This is a genomic window from Calothrix sp. NIES-2098, from assembly GCF_963875125.1.
Taxonomy (GTDB): domain Bacteria; phylum Cyanobacteriota; class Cyanobacteriia; order Cyanobacteriales; family Nostocaceae; genus Aulosira.
Genome location: NZ_CAWNKJ010000001.1, coordinates 2472831 through 2493717, shown reverse-complemented (window position 1 = coordinate 2493717; position 20887 = coordinate 2472831). Strand labels below are relative to the sequence as shown.

Annotated in this window: 20 protein-coding genes; 12 read left to right on the top strand and 8 right to left on the bottom strand. The window is 43.1% G+C overall.

Annotation, left to right across the window (positions count from 1 at the left end; all coding sequences use genetic code 11):
* Positions 1–583: 583 nt before the first annotated feature.
* The 9 genes from purC (at position 584) to AACU33_RS10450 (ending at position 11710) form a co-directional block, all read left to right on the top strand.
* A complete protein-coding gene (gene purC, locus AACU33_RS10490; protein WP_096588449.1) occupies positions 584–1321 on the top strand; it encodes a phosphoribosylaminoimidazolesuccinocarboxamide synthase in 738 nt (245 codons plus the stop codon).
* Positions 1322–1419: 98 nt separating this feature from the next.
* The gene (locus AACU33_RS10485) at positions 1420–4071 is read left to right on the top strand and encodes a BamA/TamA family outer membrane protein (protein WP_096588448.1); all 2652 of its coding nucleotides are present in this window, start codon (positions 1420–1422) and stop codon (positions 4069–4071) included.
* A gap of 136 nt (positions 4072–4207) precedes the next feature.
* Positions 4208–5074: a UDP-3-O-acyl-N-acetylglucosamine deacetylase gene (gene lpxC, locus AACU33_RS10480; protein ID WP_096588447.1), complete on the top strand. Its 867-nt coding sequence runs from the start codon at positions 4208–4210 to the stop codon at positions 5072–5074.
* Positions 5075–5161: 87 nt separating this feature from the next.
* Complete coding sequence (fabZ, locus tag AACU33_RS10475) at positions 5162–5653, top strand: 3-hydroxyacyl-ACP dehydratase FabZ (RefSeq protein ID WP_096588446.1); 492 nt, start codon at positions 5162–5164, stop codon at positions 5651–5653.
* Positions 5654–5921: 268 nt separating this feature from the next.
* On the top strand, positions 5922–6740 hold the full coding sequence (gene lpxA, locus AACU33_RS10470) for an acyl-ACP--UDP-N-acetylglucosamine O-acyltransferase (RefSeq protein WP_096588445.1): 819 nt from the start codon (positions 5922–5924) through the stop codon (positions 6738–6740).
* A gap of 202 nt (positions 6741–6942) precedes the next feature.
* Complete coding sequence (gene lpxB, locus AACU33_RS10465; protein ID WP_096595212.1) at positions 6943–8106, top strand: lipid-A-disaccharide synthase; 1164 nt, start codon at positions 6943–6945, stop codon at positions 8104–8106.
* Positions 8107–8211: 105 nt separating this feature from the next.
* Entirely contained in the window at positions 8212–9519 is a 1308-nt protein-coding gene (locus AACU33_RS10460; RefSeq protein WP_096588444.1) for a DNA cytosine methyltransferase, read from the top strand.
* 319 nt (positions 9520–9838) lie between these two features.
* Positions 9839–10957: a hypothetical protein gene (locus tag AACU33_RS10455; RefSeq protein ID WP_096588443.1), complete on the top strand. Its 1119-nt coding sequence runs from the start codon at positions 9839–9841 to the stop codon at positions 10955–10957.
* Between the two features lie 99 nt (positions 10958–11056).
* On the top strand, positions 11057–11710 hold the full coding sequence (locus tag AACU33_RS10450; RefSeq protein WP_096588442.1) for a hypothetical protein: 654 nt from the start codon (positions 11057–11059) through the stop codon (positions 11708–11710).
* On the opposite strand, the gene AACU33_RS10445 is transcribed toward AACU33_RS10450, so the two are convergent.
* Entirely contained in the window at positions 11688–12704 is a 1017-nt protein-coding gene (locus tag AACU33_RS10445) for a CHAD domain-containing protein (protein WP_096588441.1), read from the bottom strand. The two genes, AACU33_RS10450 and AACU33_RS10445, sit on opposite strands and share 23 nt — an antisense overlap.
* A 303-nt stretch (positions 12705–13007) precedes the next feature.
* On the opposite strand from AACU33_RS10445, the gene AACU33_RS10440 reads away from it, so the two are divergent.
* The gene (locus AACU33_RS10440; RefSeq protein ID WP_096588440.1) at positions 13008–14075 is read left to right on the top strand and encodes a DUF3616 domain-containing protein; all 1068 of its coding nucleotides are present in this window, start codon (positions 13008–13010) and stop codon (positions 14073–14075) included.
* Positions 14076–14306: 231 nt separating this feature from the next.
* On the opposite strand, the gene AACU33_RS10435 is transcribed toward AACU33_RS10440, so the two are convergent.
* Positions 14307–14711 carry an NIL domain-containing protein gene (locus AACU33_RS10435; protein ID WP_096588439.1) on the bottom strand — a complete coding sequence of 135 codons (405 nt, stop codon included), beginning with the start codon at positions 14709–14711 and terminating at the stop codon, positions 14307–14309.
* Between the two features lie 249 nt (positions 14712–14960).
* On the opposite strand from AACU33_RS10435, the gene AACU33_RS10430 reads away from it, so the two are divergent.
* Positions 14961–15380 (top strand): helix-turn-helix domain-containing protein, encoded by a 420-nt coding sequence (locus AACU33_RS10430; protein WP_096588438.1) that lies wholly within the window; start codon positions 14961–14963, stop codon positions 15378–15380.
* A gap of 68 nt (positions 15381–15448) precedes the next feature.
* On the opposite strand, the gene AACU33_RS10425 is transcribed toward AACU33_RS10430, so the two are convergent.
* The 3 genes from AACU33_RS10425 to AACU33_RS10415 all read right to left on the bottom strand — a co-directional run bounded on the left by AACU33_RS10425 (position 15449) and on the right by AACU33_RS10415 (position 17815).
* On the bottom strand, positions 15449–16204 hold the full coding sequence (locus AACU33_RS10425) for a phycobilisome rod-core linker polypeptide (protein ID WP_096588437.1): 756 nt from the start codon (positions 16202–16204) through the stop codon (positions 15449–15451).
* Between the two features lie 199 nt (positions 16205–16403).
* Complete coding sequence (locus AACU33_RS10420; protein ID WP_096588436.1) at positions 16404–16682, bottom strand: phycobilisome linker polypeptide; 279 nt, start codon at positions 16680–16682, stop codon at positions 16404–16406.
* 386 nt (positions 16683–17068) lie between these two features.
* Positions 17069–17815: a phycobilisome rod-core linker polypeptide gene (locus AACU33_RS10415; RefSeq protein WP_096588435.1), complete on the bottom strand. Its 747-nt coding sequence runs from the start codon at positions 17813–17815 to the stop codon at positions 17069–17071.
* 503 nt (positions 17816–18318) lie between these two features.
* On the opposite strand from AACU33_RS10415, the gene AACU33_RS10410 reads away from it, so the two are divergent.
* On the top strand, positions 18319–19020 hold the full coding sequence (locus tag AACU33_RS10410; RefSeq protein WP_096588434.1) for a response regulator transcription factor: 702 nt from the start codon (positions 18319–18321) through the stop codon (positions 19018–19020).
* A gap of 36 nt (positions 19021–19056) precedes the next feature.
* Here AACU33_RS10410 and AACU33_RS10405 read toward each other — a convergent pair whose 3' ends face one another.
* The 3 genes from AACU33_RS10405 to AACU33_RS10395 all read right to left on the bottom strand — a co-directional run bounded on the left by AACU33_RS10405 (position 19057) and on the right by AACU33_RS10395 (position 20887).
* The gene (locus AACU33_RS10405) at positions 19057–19431 is read right to left on the bottom strand and encodes a hypothetical protein (RefSeq protein ID WP_096588433.1); all 375 of its coding nucleotides are present in this window, start codon (positions 19429–19431) and stop codon (positions 19057–19059) included.
* A gap of 285 nt (positions 19432–19716) precedes the next feature.
* Positions 19717–20148, bottom strand: a complete 432-nt coding sequence (locus AACU33_RS10400; RefSeq protein WP_096588432.1) for a phycobilisome linker polypeptide — start codon at positions 20146–20148, stop codon at positions 19717–19719.
* 136 nt (positions 20149–20284) lie between these two features.
* Positions 20285–20887: a class I SAM-dependent methyltransferase gene (locus AACU33_RS10395; protein ID WP_096588431.1), complete on the bottom strand. Its 603-nt coding sequence runs from the start codon at positions 20885–20887 to the stop codon at positions 20285–20287.

The following is a 20887-nucleotide window of genomic DNA, read 5'->3' as shown; positions in this document are numbered from 1 at the left end:
AAAATTAAATCCCTCTTGTGTAAATCTTTTGGGGAAATTTGTCAATATTAATTTACTACAGAGATTATCAAAGGTAAAAATCATTAAATAGGAAGATTCACAAAGAAGGTTTTTAATGAATATGGCAAAAGTGGGATTTTATTTCCCATCGCGGCCAATTCATTACATCTTAGTCCATGATTGCACGAAATAACGCACACCATGAACTACGCTAAAAGCCTTATTAATAAAGTATTAATATATACTGTATTACCAAAACTAAATATATTTATTTGCATAGATAAATGTAATTGGATTGTTAAAAAAAGCACCTGAACTAAAAATTGAGCTTCCCCCTCAAACAGTGGAACGCTGCGATAGGAATCTAATTGATGAAAACATGACCAACTCTGCTATCTGCCTCCTTTGCTATTGCCTATTGGGTGTATCTGAGAGTAAATTTACAAATCAAACTAGGAGTGCTGTTGCCTGTTGTAATTGACCATTGATGCATCAACAATGGCTAATTACTAATAACTAAAGATAAAATGGTTTAGCTTCGAGCGCCAAACACTGCCCATCACCTGTAAATTTACTGCTTACCATGTCTGTTAATTCCAAGTTATACGAAGGCAAAGCAAAAATCCTCTACACGACGGACGATCCTGAAGTCTTGTTAGCCGATTTTAAAGACGATGCCACTGCCTTTAATGCCCAAAAACGTGGCAGTATCCTAGGTAAAGGAAATATTAACTGTAGTATATCTAGTAAACTGTTTCAGCAGTTAGAAGCACAAGGTATAAAAACTCATTTTATTGACAACCCTGCCCCGCATCAAATGCGAGTGAAAGCAGTAAAAATTTTGCCCTTAGAAGTTGTGGTGCGAAATATTGCAGCTGGTAGTCTGTGTGAGCAAACTGGGTTGCCATTGGGCACAATACTAAAACAGCCTTTGGTAGAGTTTTATTACAAAAACGACCAACTAGGCGATCCGTTATTAACACGCGATCGCCTCTACTTGCTGGAACTAGCTACTCCGGAACAAGTTGAGACAATTACTCATCTAGCATTGCAAATCAATGAGTTCCTGCGCAGCTTTTGGCTGCGTTGCGGTATTACCCTAGTAGACTTCAAACTAGAGTTTGGCTTGGACTCAACAGGGCAAGTGCTTCTAGCAGACGAAATTAGCCCAGACACTTGTCGTTTGTGGGATGTAGCCCAAGAGGATACTAATCTCCGGGTGATGGACAAAGACCGCTTTCGCAAAGACTTAGGAAATATAGAAAATGCCTACCAGGAGGTTTTACAAAGAGTTTTACAAGCAGTAGACAACGGAAATTAAATTAAAACGGTAAAAATATTATTTTCATTTTTTACCTTTTACATGAGAGCATAATTGCCTTGTGATGGTGTGTGGATGAGAAGAGGAACTGAAATAAAATGCGTTTATCTCCCCTATTAGTGGCCGCGGTAGCAATTACAGCGCCTTTAAGTACTCCGCTAAGTACAAATGCACAAACTACTGACGATTTCCAAAAGACAGCAGAGTTGTTTCCATCGGTGACAGATGGGCAAGCTGACAATGACATCGATAAAGAACACTCTCAAGAGAAACAAGAATCTTCCACCCAGTCCCTAGAGGTGGCGGTCAAGGAAAGTGTCCATTCTTCTACTGTCGTCGCCGCATTCCCCAATCCTTCAGTGGGGACTGCCACATCAGCAGTAATAGTGCCAACCACAACAACAAAAACTACACAAACTCCTCAAGCACCGCCTAGCGCTGGGGTAAGGGCACTCAAAGGTCTTAAGCCTCGGAATCTTGTAGCAGCATTTCCTAATCGCTCATCTGGGACTATAACGCCAACAACTATACAAGTAGAAAAACCCGCTAGCGCTGGAGTAAAAGCATTAGAGGGACTTCAGCCTCGGACGATCGCCGCACTACCAAATCAGTCAGTAGAGATTGGGACACCACAGATAACACTAAAAACTGTGCAAGTCCCTCAAGAAACACCACAGCCTACTCTCCAACCAACTCCACAACCGAGAACCCCCCAACCTACTCCCCAGCCAACACCACAACAAAGAACCCCACAACCTGCTCCTCAACAACTACCATTTCCCAACCAGCCGTCTTCAGGTACGCCACAACCCTCACCCTCTCCGGCTCCTGGTAATACTCCAACCCCGGATAATACCAACCCACCTGTAGGGACACCTGTATTTCCTAGTAATCAAGAAACTACTCCAGAATCGAGCGAACCCCGTGTATTGGTATCGGAAGTAGCGGTGCGATCGCAATCTGGGCAATTAACACCAGAACTAGAAAATCAAGTTTACTCAGCAATTCGTACCCAACCAGGAAGGACAACCACCCGTTCCCAACTGCAAGAAGATATCAATGCCATCTTTGGTACAGGTTACTTCTCGAATGTTCAAGCAGTACCAGAAGATACACCTTTAGGCGTAAGGGTGAGTTTTGTTGTCCAGCCCAACCCAGTCCTCACCAAAGTACAAATCCAAGCAAATCCTGGTACTAATGTTACTTCCGTACTGCCGCAAAACACTGCCGATGAAATTTTTCGCGATCAGTATGGCAGAATCCTCAACTTGCGTGACTTGCAAGAAGGTATCAAGCAGTTAACCAAGCGCTATCAGGATAAAGGATACGTACTAGCCAATGTCATCGGCGCGCCCCAAGTCACAGAAAATGGAGTTGTTACCTTACAGGTCGCAGAAGGGGTAGTAGAGAATGTTCGCGTCCGGTTCCGCAACAAAGAAGGTCAGGAAACAGACGAGAAAGGACAACCAATCCGCGGACGGACACAGCCATATATCATCACGCGAGAATTGGAGTTGAAACCAGGACAGGTATTCAACCGCAACACCGTACAAAAAGATCTACAAAGGGTCTATGGCTTGGGAATCTTTGAAGATGTGAACGTCTCCCTTGACCCTGGTAGCGACCCCAGCAAAGTAGATGTAGTAGTGAATGTGGCTGAACGCAATAGCGGTTCGATTGCTGCGGGTGCGGGGATTAGTTCTGCCAGTGGCTTGTTTGGAACCATTAGTTATCAGCAGCAAAACCTCAATGGCAGAAACCAAAAATTGGGAGCAGAGTTACAGGTAGGCGAACGGGAACTGTTATTTGACCTGCGCTTTACAGATCCTTGGATTGCTGGCGATCCTTACCGGACTTCTTATACAGCTAATATTTTCCGTCGTCGCTCAATTTCGTTAATTTTTGACGGCAAAGATGAAAATATTGAGACTTTTGCACCAGGCCAAACCGAAGGCGATCGCCCCCGTGTTGTCCGTTTAGGTGGCGGTCTGACTTTTACCCGTCCGCTTTCGGCTAATCCCTACGCCAATTCCGAATGGACGGCTTCAGCGGGTTTCCAATATCAGCGAGTTTCCACCAAAGATGCCGATGGCAATAGCAGATCGCAAGGCACAATTTATCGGAACGGACAGCCAACAGAACTAATTCCCTTAACGCAATCGGGGACAGGTGACGATGATTTGCTGCTATTGCAACTAGGAGCGCAGCGCGATCGCCGAAATAACCCCTTGCAACCTACTAGTGGTTCTTATCTGCGTTTTGGGGTCGATCAGTCAGTTCCCATCGGACAAGGTAGTATCTTCCTCACTCGGTTACGGGGTAGTTACAGCCAATACGTTCCCATCAACTTAATTAGGTTAAGTAAGGGGCCGCAAACTCTGGCTTTTAACTTGCAAGGAGGCACGGTTTTTGGTGACTTGCCACCCTATGAAGCCTTTACATTAGGTGGTAGTAACTCGGTTCGGGGTTATGAAGAAGGCACATTAACCAGCTCCCGCAGTTATGTACAAGCTTCTGTTGAGTATCGCTTCCCCGTATTTTCCGTAGTCAGTGGGGCATTATTTTTCGATTTTGGTAGCGATTTGGGCACCAGTACCAGAGCCGCAGAAATACTGAACAAAAATGGTACTGGCTATGGCTATGGTCTTGGCGTGCGCGTGCAATCACCCTTGGGGCCAATTCGTATTGACTACGGTCTCAACGATGATGGTGACAGCCGGATTAATTTCGGGATTGGGGAAAGGTTTTAAGTTGGTCAGTTGTCATTTGTCCTTTGTCATTAGTTATTTGTAAAAAACCAATGACTAATGACCCTTGACTCTTGACCCTTGACCAGGAATCATTAATATTTTCAGGTGCAGTTCGCAGGTTTTACTAAATCTGAATATGAACAATACCAACCGCAAACAACACACAATCGCTGCGCCAATCGCTCAAACTGGAGTGGGGCTGCATAGCGGTGTGAGTACCCAAGTTCGGATATTACCAGCAGAGGTGGGTAGCGGGCGCTACTTTGTGCGAGTAGATTTACCAAATTCGCCCATTATTCCAGCGCAAGTGGCAGCAGTTAGTCAAACTCTGCTTTCAACCCAGCTGGGTAAAGGTGAGGCGTGTATCCGTACCGTAGAGCATTTATTAGCTGCTCTGACGGCTATGGGTGTAGATAACGCTCGAATTGAAATTGATGGCCCGGAAGTACCGCTACTAGATGGTTCGGCGCGGATATGGGCAGAAAGCATCGCTCAAGTTGGCTGGCGATCGCAATCCAAAACTGACACTGAAGTACCCCCAGCTATTCAAGAGCCAATTTGGATTTATGAGGGCGATACTTTTGTGGCTGCTATCCCCGCGCCAGAAACCCGTTTTAGTTATGGTATTGACTTCGATCTGCCTGCTATTGGTAATCAATGGCACAGTTGGTCGCCAAGTGCCGACTTGGAAAAAGCTTCTGCTAGCTTTGCTACAGAGATTGCTCCTGCCCGTACCTTTGGTTTGTTGCATCAAATCGAACATTTGCAGCAATCTGGCTTAATTAAGGGTGGTAGCTTAGAGAATGCTCTTGTCTGCGGCCCTGATGGCTGGTTAAATCCACCATTAAGATTTGCAAATGAGCCAGTACGTCATAAAATCTTGGATTTAGTAGGAGATTTGAGTTTACTAGGAAATCTTCCTCGTGCTCACTTCTTAGCGTATAAGGCCAGCCACAATTTACATATTCAACTGGCACAAAGGATTTTAAGTTTAGGGCTTTAGATTTGGGAATGATTCTCAAGTCGAAAATCTAAAACCTAAAATTCCTTCGCTGACTTGATTCCAGATTGAAAAATAAGCGCACAGCCAATGACAACCCTCACTGACGCCGATACCATTAAAGCTCAAAGCACGCTAGAACCGAAAAAAACCTTCTCAATTGAAGAAATTCAAAATCTCTTGCCCCACCGCTACCCGTTTTTACTGGTAGACAAAATTATCGACTATGTTCCAGGAAAACTAGCAGTTGGTGTGAAAAACGTCACCATCAACGAACCACAATTTCAAGGTCATTTCCCAGGAAGGCCACTGATGCCAGGAGTGCTAATTGTTGAAGCAATGGCACAAGTAGGCGGCATAGTCCTGACACAACTACCAGATTATGAAGCAGGTGGACTGTTCGTGTTTGCTGGTATCGATAAAGTCCGCTTTCGTCGCCAAGTCGTCCCAGGAGATCAGCTGATCCTGACGGTGGAACTGTTGTGGGTAAAACAACGTCGTTTCGGTAAAATGCAAGGTCGTGCTGAAGTTGACGGTCAGATAGCTGCTGAAGGCGAATTAATGTTTTCTTTAGTAAACTAAAAACCACCTCTTGTGGTTAGGGCACAGCCGTGAAGTGCCTTTACTGAAACCTGAAAAAGGATAGCAGTAAAACTCACTAGCCACAAGAGTAATTTATAATTTCTTAAATTTCGTCGCCCTCACACTTAACTTGCTTTGCCCGACACTTCGGTAGCTGAGTATTTATACTTCAGTAACCGAATATTTCAACGTTCCGCAACGCCAGCCGCCTGAACGGGATAACTCCCGCACGGCGCAGGCTAGTTAAGACAGTTCTGGAGATTCACCCTTGAAGACGCTTATTCACCCAACTGCTGTAATTCATCCTAAATCGGAACTCCACCCATCAGTGCAAGTCGGTGCCTATGCTGTGATTGGAGCGAATGTTAAAGTCGGCCCTGAAACTATCATTGGCTCTCATGTAGTGCTAGAAGGGCCTTGTGAAATTGGCGCACGAAATCAAATTTTCCCTGGTGCAACTATCGGTATGGAACCCCAGGATCTCAAATATGTGGGAGAACCTACCTGGGTCAAAATTGGTGACAATAATCAAATTCGCGAATACGTTACCATCAACCGCGCCACTGGTGCAGGGGAAGCAACGGTCATTGGCAACGGTAATTTATTAATGGCTTATGTCCATGTGGCTCATAACTGCGTGATTGAAGACCATGTAATTATCCCCAACTCCGTAGCCCTAGCAGGTCACGTGCATATAGAATCACGCGCTAGACTTGGCGGGGTTTTGGGAGTTCATCAATTTGTGCATATTGGCCAGCACTCAATGGTAGGGGGTATGGCACGTATTGACCGGGATGTGCCGCCATATATGCTTGTGGAGGGCAATCCAGCGCGAGTACGTACCCTCAATTTGGTAGGGCTAAAACGCTCTGGTATGGACGCCAACGAGTTGCAAATCCTCAAAAAAGCCTTTCGGATTCTCTATCGCTCTAACTTAACTTTCAAAGAGGCTTTAGAACAGCTAGAACTACTAGGCGATACCGAACAGCTACAACACCTGCGGCGCTTCCTGCTACTTTCTAAGATGCCAGGAAGACGCGGTTTAATTCCTGGAAAGGGTAAACCAAGCAGCAGTGATGAGTCGTAAGTTAGTTAGTAAGTTTGAGTTGAGGTGTAAATACCCAACTCAAACAGTAAGAAACGAACCGCCAAGGCACGAAGGACACAAAGGAAGGAGATTTGAAGAGAGATTTTGCATTTTTCTTTGCGTCTTTGCGTCTTTGCGTGAGATAAAAAGATATTTCTTTTAATTGCCAATTTCCTGTCCCTTATTTCCTCCCAATTACCAAATGCGGATATTTATCAGCACTGGCGAAGTATCTGGCGATTTGCAAGGTTCTCTACTCATTTCAGCGCTGAAGCGTCAAGCTGTGGCTGCTGGTGTGGAATTGGAGATTGTGGCGCTGGGTGGTGAAAAAATGGCAGAGGCAGGGGCAACCATACTGGGCGATACTAGTCGTATTGGTTCGGTGGGTCTTTTAGAATCCTTGCGTTATGTTGTACCAACTCTCCTAGTGCAACGAAAAGCGATCGCCTATTTGAAACAAAATCCCCCTGACTTGGTACTGCTAATCGACTATATGGGGCCAAATTTGGGTGTTGGTACGTATATGCAGCAGAATTTGCCGCAAGTGCCAGTAGTTTATTACATAGCTCCCCAAGAGTGGGTGTGGTCTGTCAGTTTGCGTAACACCAACCGCATTGTTGGGTTTACAAAGAAGCTCTTAGCCATCTTCCCCGAAGAAGCCCGTTATTTTAGCCAGCAAGGTGCCAATGTTACCTGGGTGGGGCATCCTCTAGTCGATCGGATGCAAAGCGCTCCCAGCCGCCAGGAAGCCCGCGCTAAATTGGGAATTGAGCCAGAGGCGATCGCAATAACTCTGTTACCAGCTTCTCGTCGTCAAGAATTAAAATATCTTTTACCTGTAATTTTTCAAGCTGCCCAAAATATCCAAGCAAAATTACCAGAGGTACATTTTTGGATTCCCCTGTCTCTAGAAGACTTCCGAGAACCAATTACCGCCGGAATTCAGCGTTATGGGTTACGGGCAACAATTGTATCCGGTCAACAAAAAGAAGTTTTTGCTGCGGCTGATTTTGCCATTACCAAATCAGGTACAGTCAACCTGGAACTTGCTTTGTTAAATGTACCGCAAGTGGTTGTCTATCGCCTGAATCCCATTACAGCTTGGATTGCCCGTAAAATCCTCAAAGGTTCTATCCCTTTTGCATCGCCAGTGAATTTGGTAGTGATGCGGGGAATTGTGCCAGAATTTTTACAAGAGCAAGCTACAGCAGAGAATATTACTCAAGCCGCAATGGAATTACTGCTCAATAATGAGAAAAAACAGCAAACTCTCGTAGATTATCACCAAATGCGCCAGAGTTTGGGAGAATTGGGAGTATGCAATCGCGCTGCTCAAGAAATTTTGCAAATGCTAGATAAAGGGTGAAGTATAAAGTATGTAGACACCCGGAGGGTGGCTTGCCTTAGGCTAGGATGAAGTATAAAATGGCATCTTTTAGCCTTATACTTTAACCTTTAAACTTTTTGGGTCATGGCTCATGAGTTGAGAACACAACGACCAATCGCAGTTGACTTATTCGCGGGTGCAGGTGGAATGACTCTTGGCTTTGAACAAGCTGGGTTTGATGTACTCGCATCTATAGAAATTGACCCGATTCATTGTGCAATTCATGAATTTAACTTTCCCTTTTGGACAGTATTATGCCAAAGCGTTGTGGATACCACTGGGGAAGAAATTAGAAAGCGATCGCAAATTGGCGATCGAGAAATTGATGTAGTAATTTCTGGGTCTCCTTGCCAAGGTTTCTCTATTATTGGAAAACGAAATTTTGATGACCCACGCAACTCTTTAGTATTTCACTTTCATCGTCTAGTTTTAGAGTTGCAACCAAAATTTTTTGTAATGGAAAATGTTCGTGGTATCACAATAGGCGAACATAAACAAATTCTCAAAACTTTGATTAGTGAGTTTCAAAGCGAAGGCTATCAAGTAGAAGAAAATTACCAAATTCTCAACGCTGCTCATTACGGAGTTCCCCAAGCACGAGAAAGATTATTTCTCTTAGGAGCAAGGGAAGATGTAGCTTTACCAAAATATCCCCAACGTATAACCCAAATAGCAAAGCCGCATAACTCCCCAAAGAAAAATTCATCTTTACTACCAACTAGTCCTACAGTCTGGGATGCAATTGGAGATATACCGGAAGTAGAACAATATTCAGAGTTACTATTAAGAGATTGGGTTGTTGCAGCGTATGGTAAGCCTAGTAATTATGCTCTGGCACTTCGGGGTATCAAGACTTCAGAAAATGATTATTCATACACGCGTAAATTTGATTCCCGAATTCTCTCTTCCAGTTTCCGCACCAAACACTCAAGTGCAACTATTGAACGCTTTGTTGCTACAGTTCAAGGTGAAAGAGAACCAATTAGTCGCTTTCATAAACTACATCCTGCTGGTGTTTGTAACACCTTAAGAGCAGGTACAGATATGTATCGTGGTTCTTTTACTTCTCCTAGACCAATTCATCCTTTTACGCCCAGATGTATCACCGTTAGAGAAGCAGCGAGGTTGCATTCCTATCCTGATTGGTTTAGATTTCATATCACTAAATGGCACGGCTTCCGCCAAGTTGGTAACTCTGTACCTCCTTTATTAGCTAAATCAATAGCATTAGAAATTATGAATGTGCTGGAGATAGTTCCATCTAAACCTGAGGTAATTCAAGAACTTGGTGATGAAAGTTTATTGCATTTTAAGATGTCGGAAGCTGCTAAATATTATGGAGTTAATCCAAAAGTAATGGAAATAAGCAACGATACATCCGAGCAAAGCTAAATTATTTTTGAGTTACAAAAAAGTGGCGATCGCCCGTCGCAATGAATCCTTAGATTACCTTTGATTAAATATTGAAAAAATCTCACATTCCTACCTTGCCAATGTTTCAATAAAAATATTCGTCAGTCTTAGAGAATTCCGAGCAAGATTTGCCAAGACTAAAGGCAATCGGCAATGACTGAGTATAAATAATTATGAAGCGATCGCGGCATAACAGTTCATGAAAGCGAACAAAACAGAGATAATTTGCAGTTAATGGGTGCTAAACATATCTACTGCCATTCAATTCAACCGTTAACGTCACAATATGAGAGTTTGTATGCGAGTAAAGGTTATGGCACTAACTCTGTCGATCTCAATGGCTGCGGCACAGAGTGCTTATGCACAAGACAGTGACATTACGAGTGAGCCATTCATGAAGGCGGCGCTGACTGTAATGGTATTCGATTACTTCGCCGCAAAATGCAAGCAGGGTGGAGGCTTTGCCGCTAGCGATGTGGGTAAAGTTGAAGCTTGGGAAACTACCAACAGTGTCGCCCAAATCCGCGCCCGCTTGCCTGAATTCGATCGCCACCCCACCCAAAAACAGCAACTCGAACTGGCTCTGTCTACCATCACTCAACAAATTACCAATCAATATACCAATCTCAATCCTTGCTCTGTGGCGCTGTCTGTGTCTCGGATGCCAGATGCTCAGTTCGCAAAGGTATCGCCGCAACTTCTCTCATCGGTAAGTAAACCGCCCAAAACACCCAAGAAAGCCCAACAACCACCAGCCAGCAAGCCTGGGACTGTTACTTCCTCATCGGACAGCGAAATTGTCAAGCAGATCGATAGTTTTGGTTTCAATTCGCGCACAGCGATGGGCATCGGTGGCTTCTTGACAGTCAAGATCTATCCGATTGTACTGTTTCGCAACGGTGATGCCCTCACCAATGTTGAAGGGCTTTCTTTTAACGGCGGTATTGCAGCTCACAAACGAGCCAAACCAGATGAATGGACGCGTTGGCGTCGTCAGGGTGGCAAACTAGAACTGGCAAGCAAAGACGGTTGGGAGGCGTTACCTTTCTCAAAGACATATCCGAAATTGCCAGAAAACTTCAAGCTTAACGGGTTATTTCGCTCGCTCTCTGGCACGGGGAACGTTGCGGTTGGCGGTAGCCAGTCAATCGCAGCTTGGGAGCAATATCGCTTTTCGTCTGATGGCCGAGTTATACGCGGTAATGGTGCCGGGGGAAATGCAGAGTCTGGCGACGTATCTGTTGCTACTAGCAACGTAGCGCCAAATCAACGCGGTCGCTATCGCATTCAAGGGATGATGCTGTATATCAATTACGATGATGGCTCAAGCGAGCGTCGCATCCTAATTGCCGATCCGAAAGATCCTGAGACTGCCATTTGGCTGGATGGGGTTAGCTATGTACGCCGCAAGCAGTGAATCAATTTCAGACTGCATAAACTTATGCTCTCAAACCTATTGATGGAGTGAAGGGGTTGAAACCTTGCAAACACCACTTACATCAACAGGAAAACAGTCATGAAATCACAAATCTTGTTAAGCCTTGCTTGTTCTGTGTCTTTATTAGGTGCTGTCTCAGTACCAGCTAGCGCTCAACCAGTTCCTAACGTACCACCTCAACCTACTGTGCAGCCCCAAGCAGTTAACCAAGATATTACTATTCCTCAAGATACAGCAATTATTGTCTCGTTTCCCGCACCTGTGACTGTAGATGTCGGACAAAAGAAAGATTATCCTTTGACGCTTCCTTTAGCTAGTGCAATTAAAGATGCTCAAGGTAATGTTGTAGCGCCAGAAAATACTCCCGTCACCATAGTCCTTAAACCCACTGATGGGGGCGCTAAAATTGTGGCACAGTCCTTAGTCATTAATGGTCGAATTGTCTCAATTAAAGCATCAAGCCAGATGATTCCTGGTACTACTATTACCCATAAACGAGCTAATGACAAAGCTGTAGAAAACGGTTCGGTTTGGGGTAGGCTGACTGGCAGTACTTTGGGATTTTTGAGCAATGGAGATCCCGAACAGTTTGACCGAGGTGCAATGCTGGGAAGTGCTATTGGATTAGTCTCAGGTTTGCGTTCCGCAGAAAATACTCGAATTGTGCAGATTCCTCAAAGCAGCGTTTATGTTTTATCTCTGGAAGCTCCTATCCAATTGTCTGCTCGCTAGGCGCATCTTCATTCAAAAAAGCAGATTGTTTGGGATGTAATATTGTTAAATGAAAGCCATGTCGAGTTTCGGTTTTCAAGTAGCGCTCTTGTAATGGTTGCCATTGCTGCCATAATTGGTAACGATTTTCTGCTAATAATTTAGTCAGCCCATGCAAATGACTATGCATATCTGACTTAAATACATCCTCAAGCCACTCAGTTAAAACTACGCTATCTTGCATTGCGCCCAAAATGTCTTGGATATTTTTCACATCTGCAATATAAGCGGCGTAAGATTCGCTGTAGAGATCGGAAAATAATTCTAATTGGTAGCGTACGCGTTTAGCTTGTTTACGCAAACTATGTAATGTTTCACCTCTATTAGCTAGTTGTTGTTCTATTTTTTCTGCTTCCCAGTCTTTGCGGATTTTTAACTCTGATTCTCCCACTTCGGTTCCGACAAGCCAACCGGGATGCAATAAGAATTGACTCACTTCTGGTAACAGTAAATCGGGTAAAACTTGCTGAATAGTAATAGATGCTAAATCTTTATACCTTGGTTTTTCTAACCATGTTTCTAATTCTTCTTTTAGCGACTTATAAGATTCATCTTTTAATGTAGTTTCTACTGTAGCTAGTGCATGTTCTCTTTGTTTTGCTATAGCATCAAACGCTGTATGTAAATGTTTCTGTTCTTTTTTAGATAAACGTGGTTTATATTCTTTTTCTAGGGTTTCTTTGAGTACGTCTAAATCTCGGAGATTACCAAGACGGCGAGCAATTTTACCGATATTTTTATCACTAATCGGCTTTGATAAATCCAGTGCTATTGCGAACCTACTAACAGAGGTACGTAAGCGACGCATCCCTACTCGCATTTGATGCAAAGCTTCTGGATCTTCATCTTTCTTAACTGATTTCTCCCATTTCAAGGTTTTCTTAAAATGTTTTTGAATCGCCTGGTAAGCGTAGTCTCCAAGAGTTTGGATAGTGGGATTGTTAGATAATTCCATAATTTACACCAATAAATACTGAATTAGATTCTTGCATCATAACATTAGTTAAAAAAGCATCAGGAAAATTTGATGTTAACCAAACTTAATTTAAACATATAAAAATTTTATTTTGCTATCAAATAATTCATGAACTGGAAGATTGGTAAATTACTCATAATTATTGTTGTAGCGATCGCTGATTGAAATCTACTATTATAAGTCACAAAAAATTTATTATTTTGTATTTCCCTAGGCAGATTTGTACTATTTGAAACCTTACTAAAATAAAAGCTTGACTAAGCATACTTAAGGCTATGTAATATGGATAACTGCCATTTGCTAAATCAAGTATTACTAACCTTTACAGAAAGTTTTGCTAAACACAGAAACGACCTTTCAGCACTATTAATAACCCCACAAAGATATTTATGGTTAGGATCGGATGAAAGCTCAACCCTTGAAAGGCTCTCATTTCTCGAAAATAACAAATTTGCAGAGCATCAGCAATTTCGAGTAGCAGAATTTATTGATTTACCCGCACATGAAAGTGCAGAAATTGATATTGAAGGGCTTGCTTATGCAGATTATTATCTATGGTTGACAGGTTCCCATAGCTACAAGCGCCAAAAACCTAAATCTAAGTATAACGATGTCAAAAATATTCAAAGATTAGCAACAATTACATCAGAAGCTAACCGTTACATACTAGGCAGAATTCCGCTTGTAGATGGTAAGTTATTCTCCTCCTGTCCACACCCGCAAAATCCAAATATGCAGTTAACTGCTGCTAAATTAGAGTTGACTAACCAAGGTAATTTGCTCACATCAGCATTAGCAGATGACCCTCATTTAGGATTTTATATCCAAGCAGCAATTCCCGGAAAAGACAATGGCTTTGATATCGAAGGGATCAGCATATATCAGAACCGAATTTTTCTGGCTTTACGAGGCCCAGTATTGCGAGGTTGGGCTGTAATTTTAGAAATAGAGTTAGAAGATTCTAACCCAGGATTGATGACATTGAAATCAATTGGCGCAGAAAACAAGGCATATAAAAAGCATTTTCTGTGGTTGGATGGCTTAGGAATTCGAGATTTATATTTGGATGGAGAAGACTTGTTGATTTTAGCCGGGCCGACGATGGATTTGGACGGCCCAGTGCAAGTTTATCGTTGGCAAGGTGGCGTTAAGGTAGCAGATGATGTTCTGAGTTATCCAGAGCTTATACAAAAAATTCCCTATGGAAATAGGGAAGACCATGCTGAGGGGATGACGCTATTTAATGATGTAGCAGGGAAGCCTTCATTATTGGTAGTTTATGACTCTCCAGCCAAGAATCGGCTTGTAGGCGATACTAGTGTTTTAGCAGATGTGTTTAGCTTAAGCTAGTAGGGAGCTAGGGGAGACAAGGAGTGTGGGAAGTGTGGGGAGACAAGGTGAGACCAGCGCTGCGGGAGGGTTTCCCTCCGCAGGCGACTGGCGTTAGCGCAGCGTTAGCGACGAAGGAGCGTCACCCGAAGGGGAGAAATAATTAATTGACTCTTGACTTTTGCCATTGACTCTGGACTTTGGACTCTTGACCTTAATGAATGACCATTGACTCCCCAAAGTAGAGAAAATTTAAAGATTAGTAGAAATTGCCTGTACAGGACAGGTGGGGATACACTGTTCGCAGACAATGCAGCGAGATCGCGTGAAGGTGAGCTTGTACGTTTCTGGGTTGAGAGTCAAAGCTTCCGTCGGACAAACTCCAGTACACAAGCCACAGTGAACGCAGGCTTCTTCATCAATGATAATTTCGCCCAATGTATGAGAAACATTGATATTTTGCGATCGCATCCACTCGATCGCCGCATCTAACTGATCGATGTCTCCTGACAGTTCTACAACCAATTTGCCAATTTGATTTGGGGCAACTTGGGCGCGGATAATATTAGCAGCAACATTGAACTCTTTCGCCAGTCGATAGGTAACTGGCATTTGTACAGCACGTTTAGGAAACGTCAGAGTAACTCGTTTTTTCACAGATTTCGCAGAGACTTTATCTCTAGTTCTAGCGCATGGTTTTTATTGCTGGATGTAACTTAAAGCTTAATCGTTAGCGATTTATCGAAATTATTATTAACCCATTGAGATCTGTACCTTGGTGGTAGAATCATCAGATGCGTGAGGCTAATTCATGCTTGCACTCAGCAATGCCGAGGATTACTTATTCTGCGTAATTCCTTGGACTCCGCTATATTGTAGATATTTAGATTTTCCCAATTCCGAAAAATGCCAGCAAGGTTGCAAATAAAAGCTGAAGATTGCTCCCCTTTAGGACGATTCATTCTTCAATACTTGGAAGAACAGGGTATCAGTATGAACCGTCTGGCGGAATTGTCTGGTGTTCCTCAACCTAGGCTTAGAGGTGCTTGTTTTAAGGGAACCTGTCCGACGCCGGAAACTTTAAGGAAACTGGCTAGAGTTATGGGGAAACATCACTTGGAGCTGTATACGCTAGCATACGAAGCCAGAATTGAGAAGCTTCCAGAAGATGCGGATGATAGTTCGCTGGATATGTTGATGCGGGATTTATTTGAGACTGCTAGAGAAATGGGATTAGTCGCGCCCAAAGTCCGCCCTTCTAAAGCCAAAATTCGCAAAGCTCTCCTAGAACTAGGATTTCGCACAGAGAATGATGAATGTGCTTAGAATAAAAGAGCGTATGCCGTATCTTTATAAAAGTACAACATACGCTATGGTTAAGTTGTTAGCGTAACTTACTTGCGACGATAGGGTACCGCTTTCTCAATATCGATATTTTGTACTGAGAACTGCTGAGGTGCGTTGCCTGTTGGGTTGATACTCCGAGCCATATCCAAGAACAGCTCGGGATTACCTGCTGTTGGCTTCCTTTCGGGGGGAGTAAAGCGACGCACGCTAGTCTGCCAAATGACTTGTGGGAAGCCTAACTTAGCACGATGGTAAGCATCGTAGCGGGGAGACTTGATGTTGAAAGGCAGTTCACCCTCTGTCCGACCGGGTAGTACCCGACGACGTTGGTAAGGTACTGTGTCGTACCCAAAGGCTTCTAGATACTCATCACTGTTGAGTAAGTCATCAACAAAGCCCTGAATACCCTTTGTCGCTACAACAATCGACCAAGCAATCTTTTCGCGGTTGTTGTAAACATCGCGACCGAGAACGCGCTGTACAGTTTGTTCTACAAAACGATAGTTGCTATTCAGGTCGTAGAAACTGCGCTTGTAGGTATTAGATAACAGCAAGCCACGAATGAAGTCGCGTACTGTAATCTGACCGCTGCGAAGCTGTGACTCTAGGAAACGCTCGCGATCCGCAGCAAAAGCATGGAAGAAAATCTGACGATAAGCTGCTTCAATCAGAACGTCCAAGTCTGTAGAAGAAAGCAGGTTCTCTGTAGAGAAGATTCTGGCTTGCTCGTCTCCGGGAACCTCATAGGAGGCTACGCGTTGGTTTTGAGAAATAGGGGAATATTCTAAAAGAGGAATTGCCACAAATACAAAATCTCCCTTTCCTTTATGAAATCTTACAAATTTCTCATAATCATAAAGGACAAGGGGGACATTATTCGATTTAGTTTAATAAAAATTACATAACTTAATTGAGCCGCTGAGAAGTGCTAAAAACACGCCATGAAGAAGGCTTTATGTACGCAGTCCTAGTAGACAATTTGAGGCGATCGCATCTCGCATCCTAACGTCTGCCACCACCACGGTGAGGAACTGCGCTAGGATCGTCAGTTTCTACAAACAAAGGCTCTATATTAATAATTTTGCCACCTAAACGGCTAATTCGCTGCATCTGTTCATTCATCCGAGAGTAAGGCACATTGATAAAAGTGCTACCACTATGCCGAATCTCAAATTTATTATTAGTTTCGGAAGTTTGACGCAAGCCAATAACTTCATAACGAAATACTCGACTGGCAGATGAAGAAATGCTACCAGCACCGATTTTAAATTTACCTACCATTACTTCTCAATATCTCCCCTGTATATCACTTTTGCTGAATGCTACCTACTGAACAATTCTCAGGTCAAAAGAAAGACTAGCACATCTATCTATCTCTGACACTCTTGCTCAAACAAGAGGGAGCAATCTGATTTTTACAATCGAATAGCTGACTATGAAGTCAGTAAACTTTGTAATTAAAATCACTCCAAAACATTCTACTCAAGAATTTAGAAATTGCAATTACTCAATTTGGGATTTTGCGAACAGTTGTAAAGTTGCGCGGTGTTAGCGATCGCCTATTCTGTTGTGCGTTTTTGAATGGCGATCGCAACTGGCGTTACTAGTGGCTTCATCAACTCCACTTTCTCAAAATCGATCGGCCTGTATTGTAACGATTCTCCCAATTAACCGCCTATCAAGTTGTTTGCTTCGGAAAAGAGGATGAGCAGGAAAGCTACTAGTATGAAAAAACCGATCAGACCGAAGCTGGTAGTCCAGTCAGCACGGGTAAGCAAGGTTTGCAAACTAAAACGCTCAAATTGTTCAAAAATCCCTGTAGGAATGCGGCGCAAAAGATGGGGAAGCTTGTCTCGATAGTGTTCGCCATAACGCGCCATCCGCGCAAAGGGAAGTTCGCCTTGAGTGCGTTGCGGTAAGATGCGGCGGCGCTGGTAAGGAACGGTATCATAACCAAAGTTACTCAGGTATTCATCGGCGTTGAGTAAATCATCGATAAAACCTTGCAATCCTTTAGTCGCTAGCACAATCGACCAGGAAAGTTTTTCGCGATCGCTATAAACATTACGACCCAGAATTCGCTGAATGCAAATCTCGACAAACCGATAGTTATTGTTACTGTCGTAGGTAAGTCTGCGGAAAGAATCGGACAGTACCAATCCGCGAATGAAGTCTCTCACCATGATTTGACCAGCCCGCAACTGAGACTCCAAAAATCGCTGACGATGGCTATCTAGCATCTGTTGCTCGTTAAAAACCTGGCGATAGGCTGCCATAATCAACATATCCATTTCGGAAGCAGCCAGAAGGTTGTCGGTAGTGTAAATCCTGGGTTGTTCATCGCTTGGAACTTCAAACCCTTCTACTCGATGATTTTGAGATAAAGGTGCATATTCTAATCGAGGAATCGACATCAGGGTTCTCCAAAGTCAGCTAAATATCAATCAACATGACTTACGCAAAAAACCTCTCAAACTGGAATAGCACTAAGTTAAGAGTTAAGGCTGACGTACAGAAGAGCTTGCAAAGAGTAACTCAAGACAGAGCATAGCAAGTGGCGTGGAGAAATGCTCTGACGTAGAGATATTGTTGAACGAATTTTTTCCCTATCCTGTCGTCGGCTGATTTTATACCAATCCGCCAAAATCGAGTTTTGAATTGGTATTAGTGCCATTCACCTCTGAGACTAGATAATCGCATAGCAACAGTAAGGAAACTGGTGAGAAAACGGTAAAGAAATCGGAAAGAATTACTTAAAGTAATAAATATTGATATATTGTTATATTTTTTTGAAAAAATTAGACACAAAAACTGATAAGCAAATATTTTTTCATCAAATTAGGAAGAATTCTCGTAAAATTGTGAAGGGGATCTCAGGTGTAAAGACGCAAAGTTGGCAAACCTATCCCGATTTTGTATGCGGATTCTCCTGGTTGAAGATGATGTGTGCCTTGCAGAAACCTTGGCAGCAGCTCTAAGCGAACAGCTTTATGTAGTTGATGTTGTGCATGATGGAGAAGCCGGATGGCATCAAGCCAAAACCCTAAATTATGATTTGCTATTGCTGGATGTGATGTTACCCCAATTAGATGGTATAAGTCTTTGCCAGCGTTTGCGATCGCAAAGTTATAACTTGCCTATTCTCATGCTCACTGCTTGTAACACAATCCACGATGAAATTAATGCGCTGGATGTGGGAGCAGATGACTATATAGTTAAACCATTCGAGTTACAAAAACTATTTGCGCGCATTCGCGCCTTACTGCGACGAGGATGCGTGACATCCCCGCCAATTCTCAAATGGGGCGATTTGCGCCTCAATCCCAGCACCTATGAAGTCAGTTATGGGGAAACTCCCATATATGTGACGCCCAAAGAGTACGGAATCTTAGAATTACTGTTGCGGAATGGTCGTCGCGTTCTCAGTCGTCGTGCGATCGTTGAACACATCTGGACGTTAGAATCGCCACCAGAAGAAAATACAATCAAGGTTCATATCCGGAGTTTGCGCCAAAAAATCAAAGCAGCAGGAGCCACAGAAGACCTAATTGAGACAGTTCGGAGTATGGGTTATCGTCTCAATCAACTTAATTACAACCGAGAAGTTAATAATTTCTGATGCAACTAAATTATTAAATCTCACTGCAATTCGATATCAAGCATTTTGCCTTTTCCAGGAGAAGTAATAATTTAAATCTCTGCTACTAGCCAGATAGATAGTAATGATGGCGCTGAGAACGGCTAGGATCAAACTTCCTACGATAAGAACAGTGGAGAGCTTTGAACTCAGTGCGATCGCCATTGTTACGAGAATGACAGCTAGCAAACTACAGATACCCATCATCAGCCATTTTGCCCATTTCCGCCCTTGGAGAACAAAGTACATGACTACAATTGTGAGTAAGATGCGTCCAATAGCCCATCTATCCCGTGCAATCATTACTAGCGTCGCATCTAGGATACACAGCACCAGAAACATAGCGATTAATGTATTTCGAGCTTTCAAAGCAGATTGATCGATCTGGGGCATGAGTTGTGTGCTGATAGTTGGGTATTGATACTTATTTTGTAATAAATATACGTAATTTAAATATTATTTGTAATGTTGTTTGATTTCTATAATTGGGAATTGTTCTAAATTAATCCAAAGCAGCAAAAACTAATCGCTTGCTACTGCGATCGCATACAAATCACTTGATGGCAATTCATCAAAATCGGGTCTGAAAAAGGCAAAAGCCAAAACTGAAAATGTAAAAGCAAAAATTGGTATTAACCGCCTAAATTGATTTAGAGATATTCTCTTTTGACTTTTTAATCACCACTCTTCTGTAAAGGTATACTCTACTGAGTTGGAAACTGCGTTCCTCGCAGGTATCGCTTCTTTTTCCTGCGGCGCTGGAGTTGGTTTTACGATCTCACAGGTGTCATCAGGGTGTTTCTGTTCCTGAGGCTGGGGGAATGAGAATACAGATTCATCTGGATGTGCTGAAGCTAAGACATCGCTTTCAGTTATGTGAGATGGTGTTGTTGAGACTTGAGTATGAGAAGGTGATAAGGTAACGCTGGTAATTTTGCCACCAAGGCGATTAATACTTTGAATTGTTTGAGACAGACAACTATAAGGGATTGTCTTTGTGTACTTTGCCTTCCGCATTAACCCTCGATTACAGCCCCCTGTGACTTCAATGGTCACGTGGCGACTGCTATATTCACTAAAATCGCCAGGATCAACGATTGTGCTTGCCATACAAATCACCTTGAAATTCCATCCTGTAAGCAACTTATCATCAACCTGAATCGACGGACAACCGAAGCATTCACTAAATGAATTACAAGCTTAGAACCAGTGAACGGTAAATGGCGATCGCAACTATCACAATGGTCTATCGGGTCTTTTGAGCAATAATATAAACATGATTTTCTGGATATTGATCGTATTCGAGGTGGAGACACGTACAATGATGCTCGCTCAGAATCTTGAGGAAAGCATTGACGCCCAGCGTGCTGTACTCAAATTCCTGACCTTGAAATGCTCCAGAAACCTCACATTGTCTAGCTCCGCCTCCGCAAGTGAAAATTAACACGCCACCAGGTTCAAGTGCATCGCATAATTTTTTTGTAACAGGTTCTTGCATATCTAGTGGCAGATGAAACGTGCTGTCCCAAGCAACAATCAAGCTGTAGGATTTGCTAGGAGTCCAACAGCAGATGTCTTCCCGATAGAAGGTAATATCTGGATGCAGTTGTTTGGCTAAATCTATCATTTTCTCAGAAATATCAAGTGCTTCCACTTGAAAACCATGTTCGCTTAAGATTTTGAGAAAACGCCCACTGCTTCCGCACCCTAAATCAATAGCCAAATGCTTCTTAGAAGTAAATTTAATCGCCCGTTCCAACTGTGCAATACCATAAAGCGAATCTTGATGTTGAGTCTGCCACCATTTGGCAATGCGATCGTATCGGGCTGCTGTCTCTTCTGGATGCAT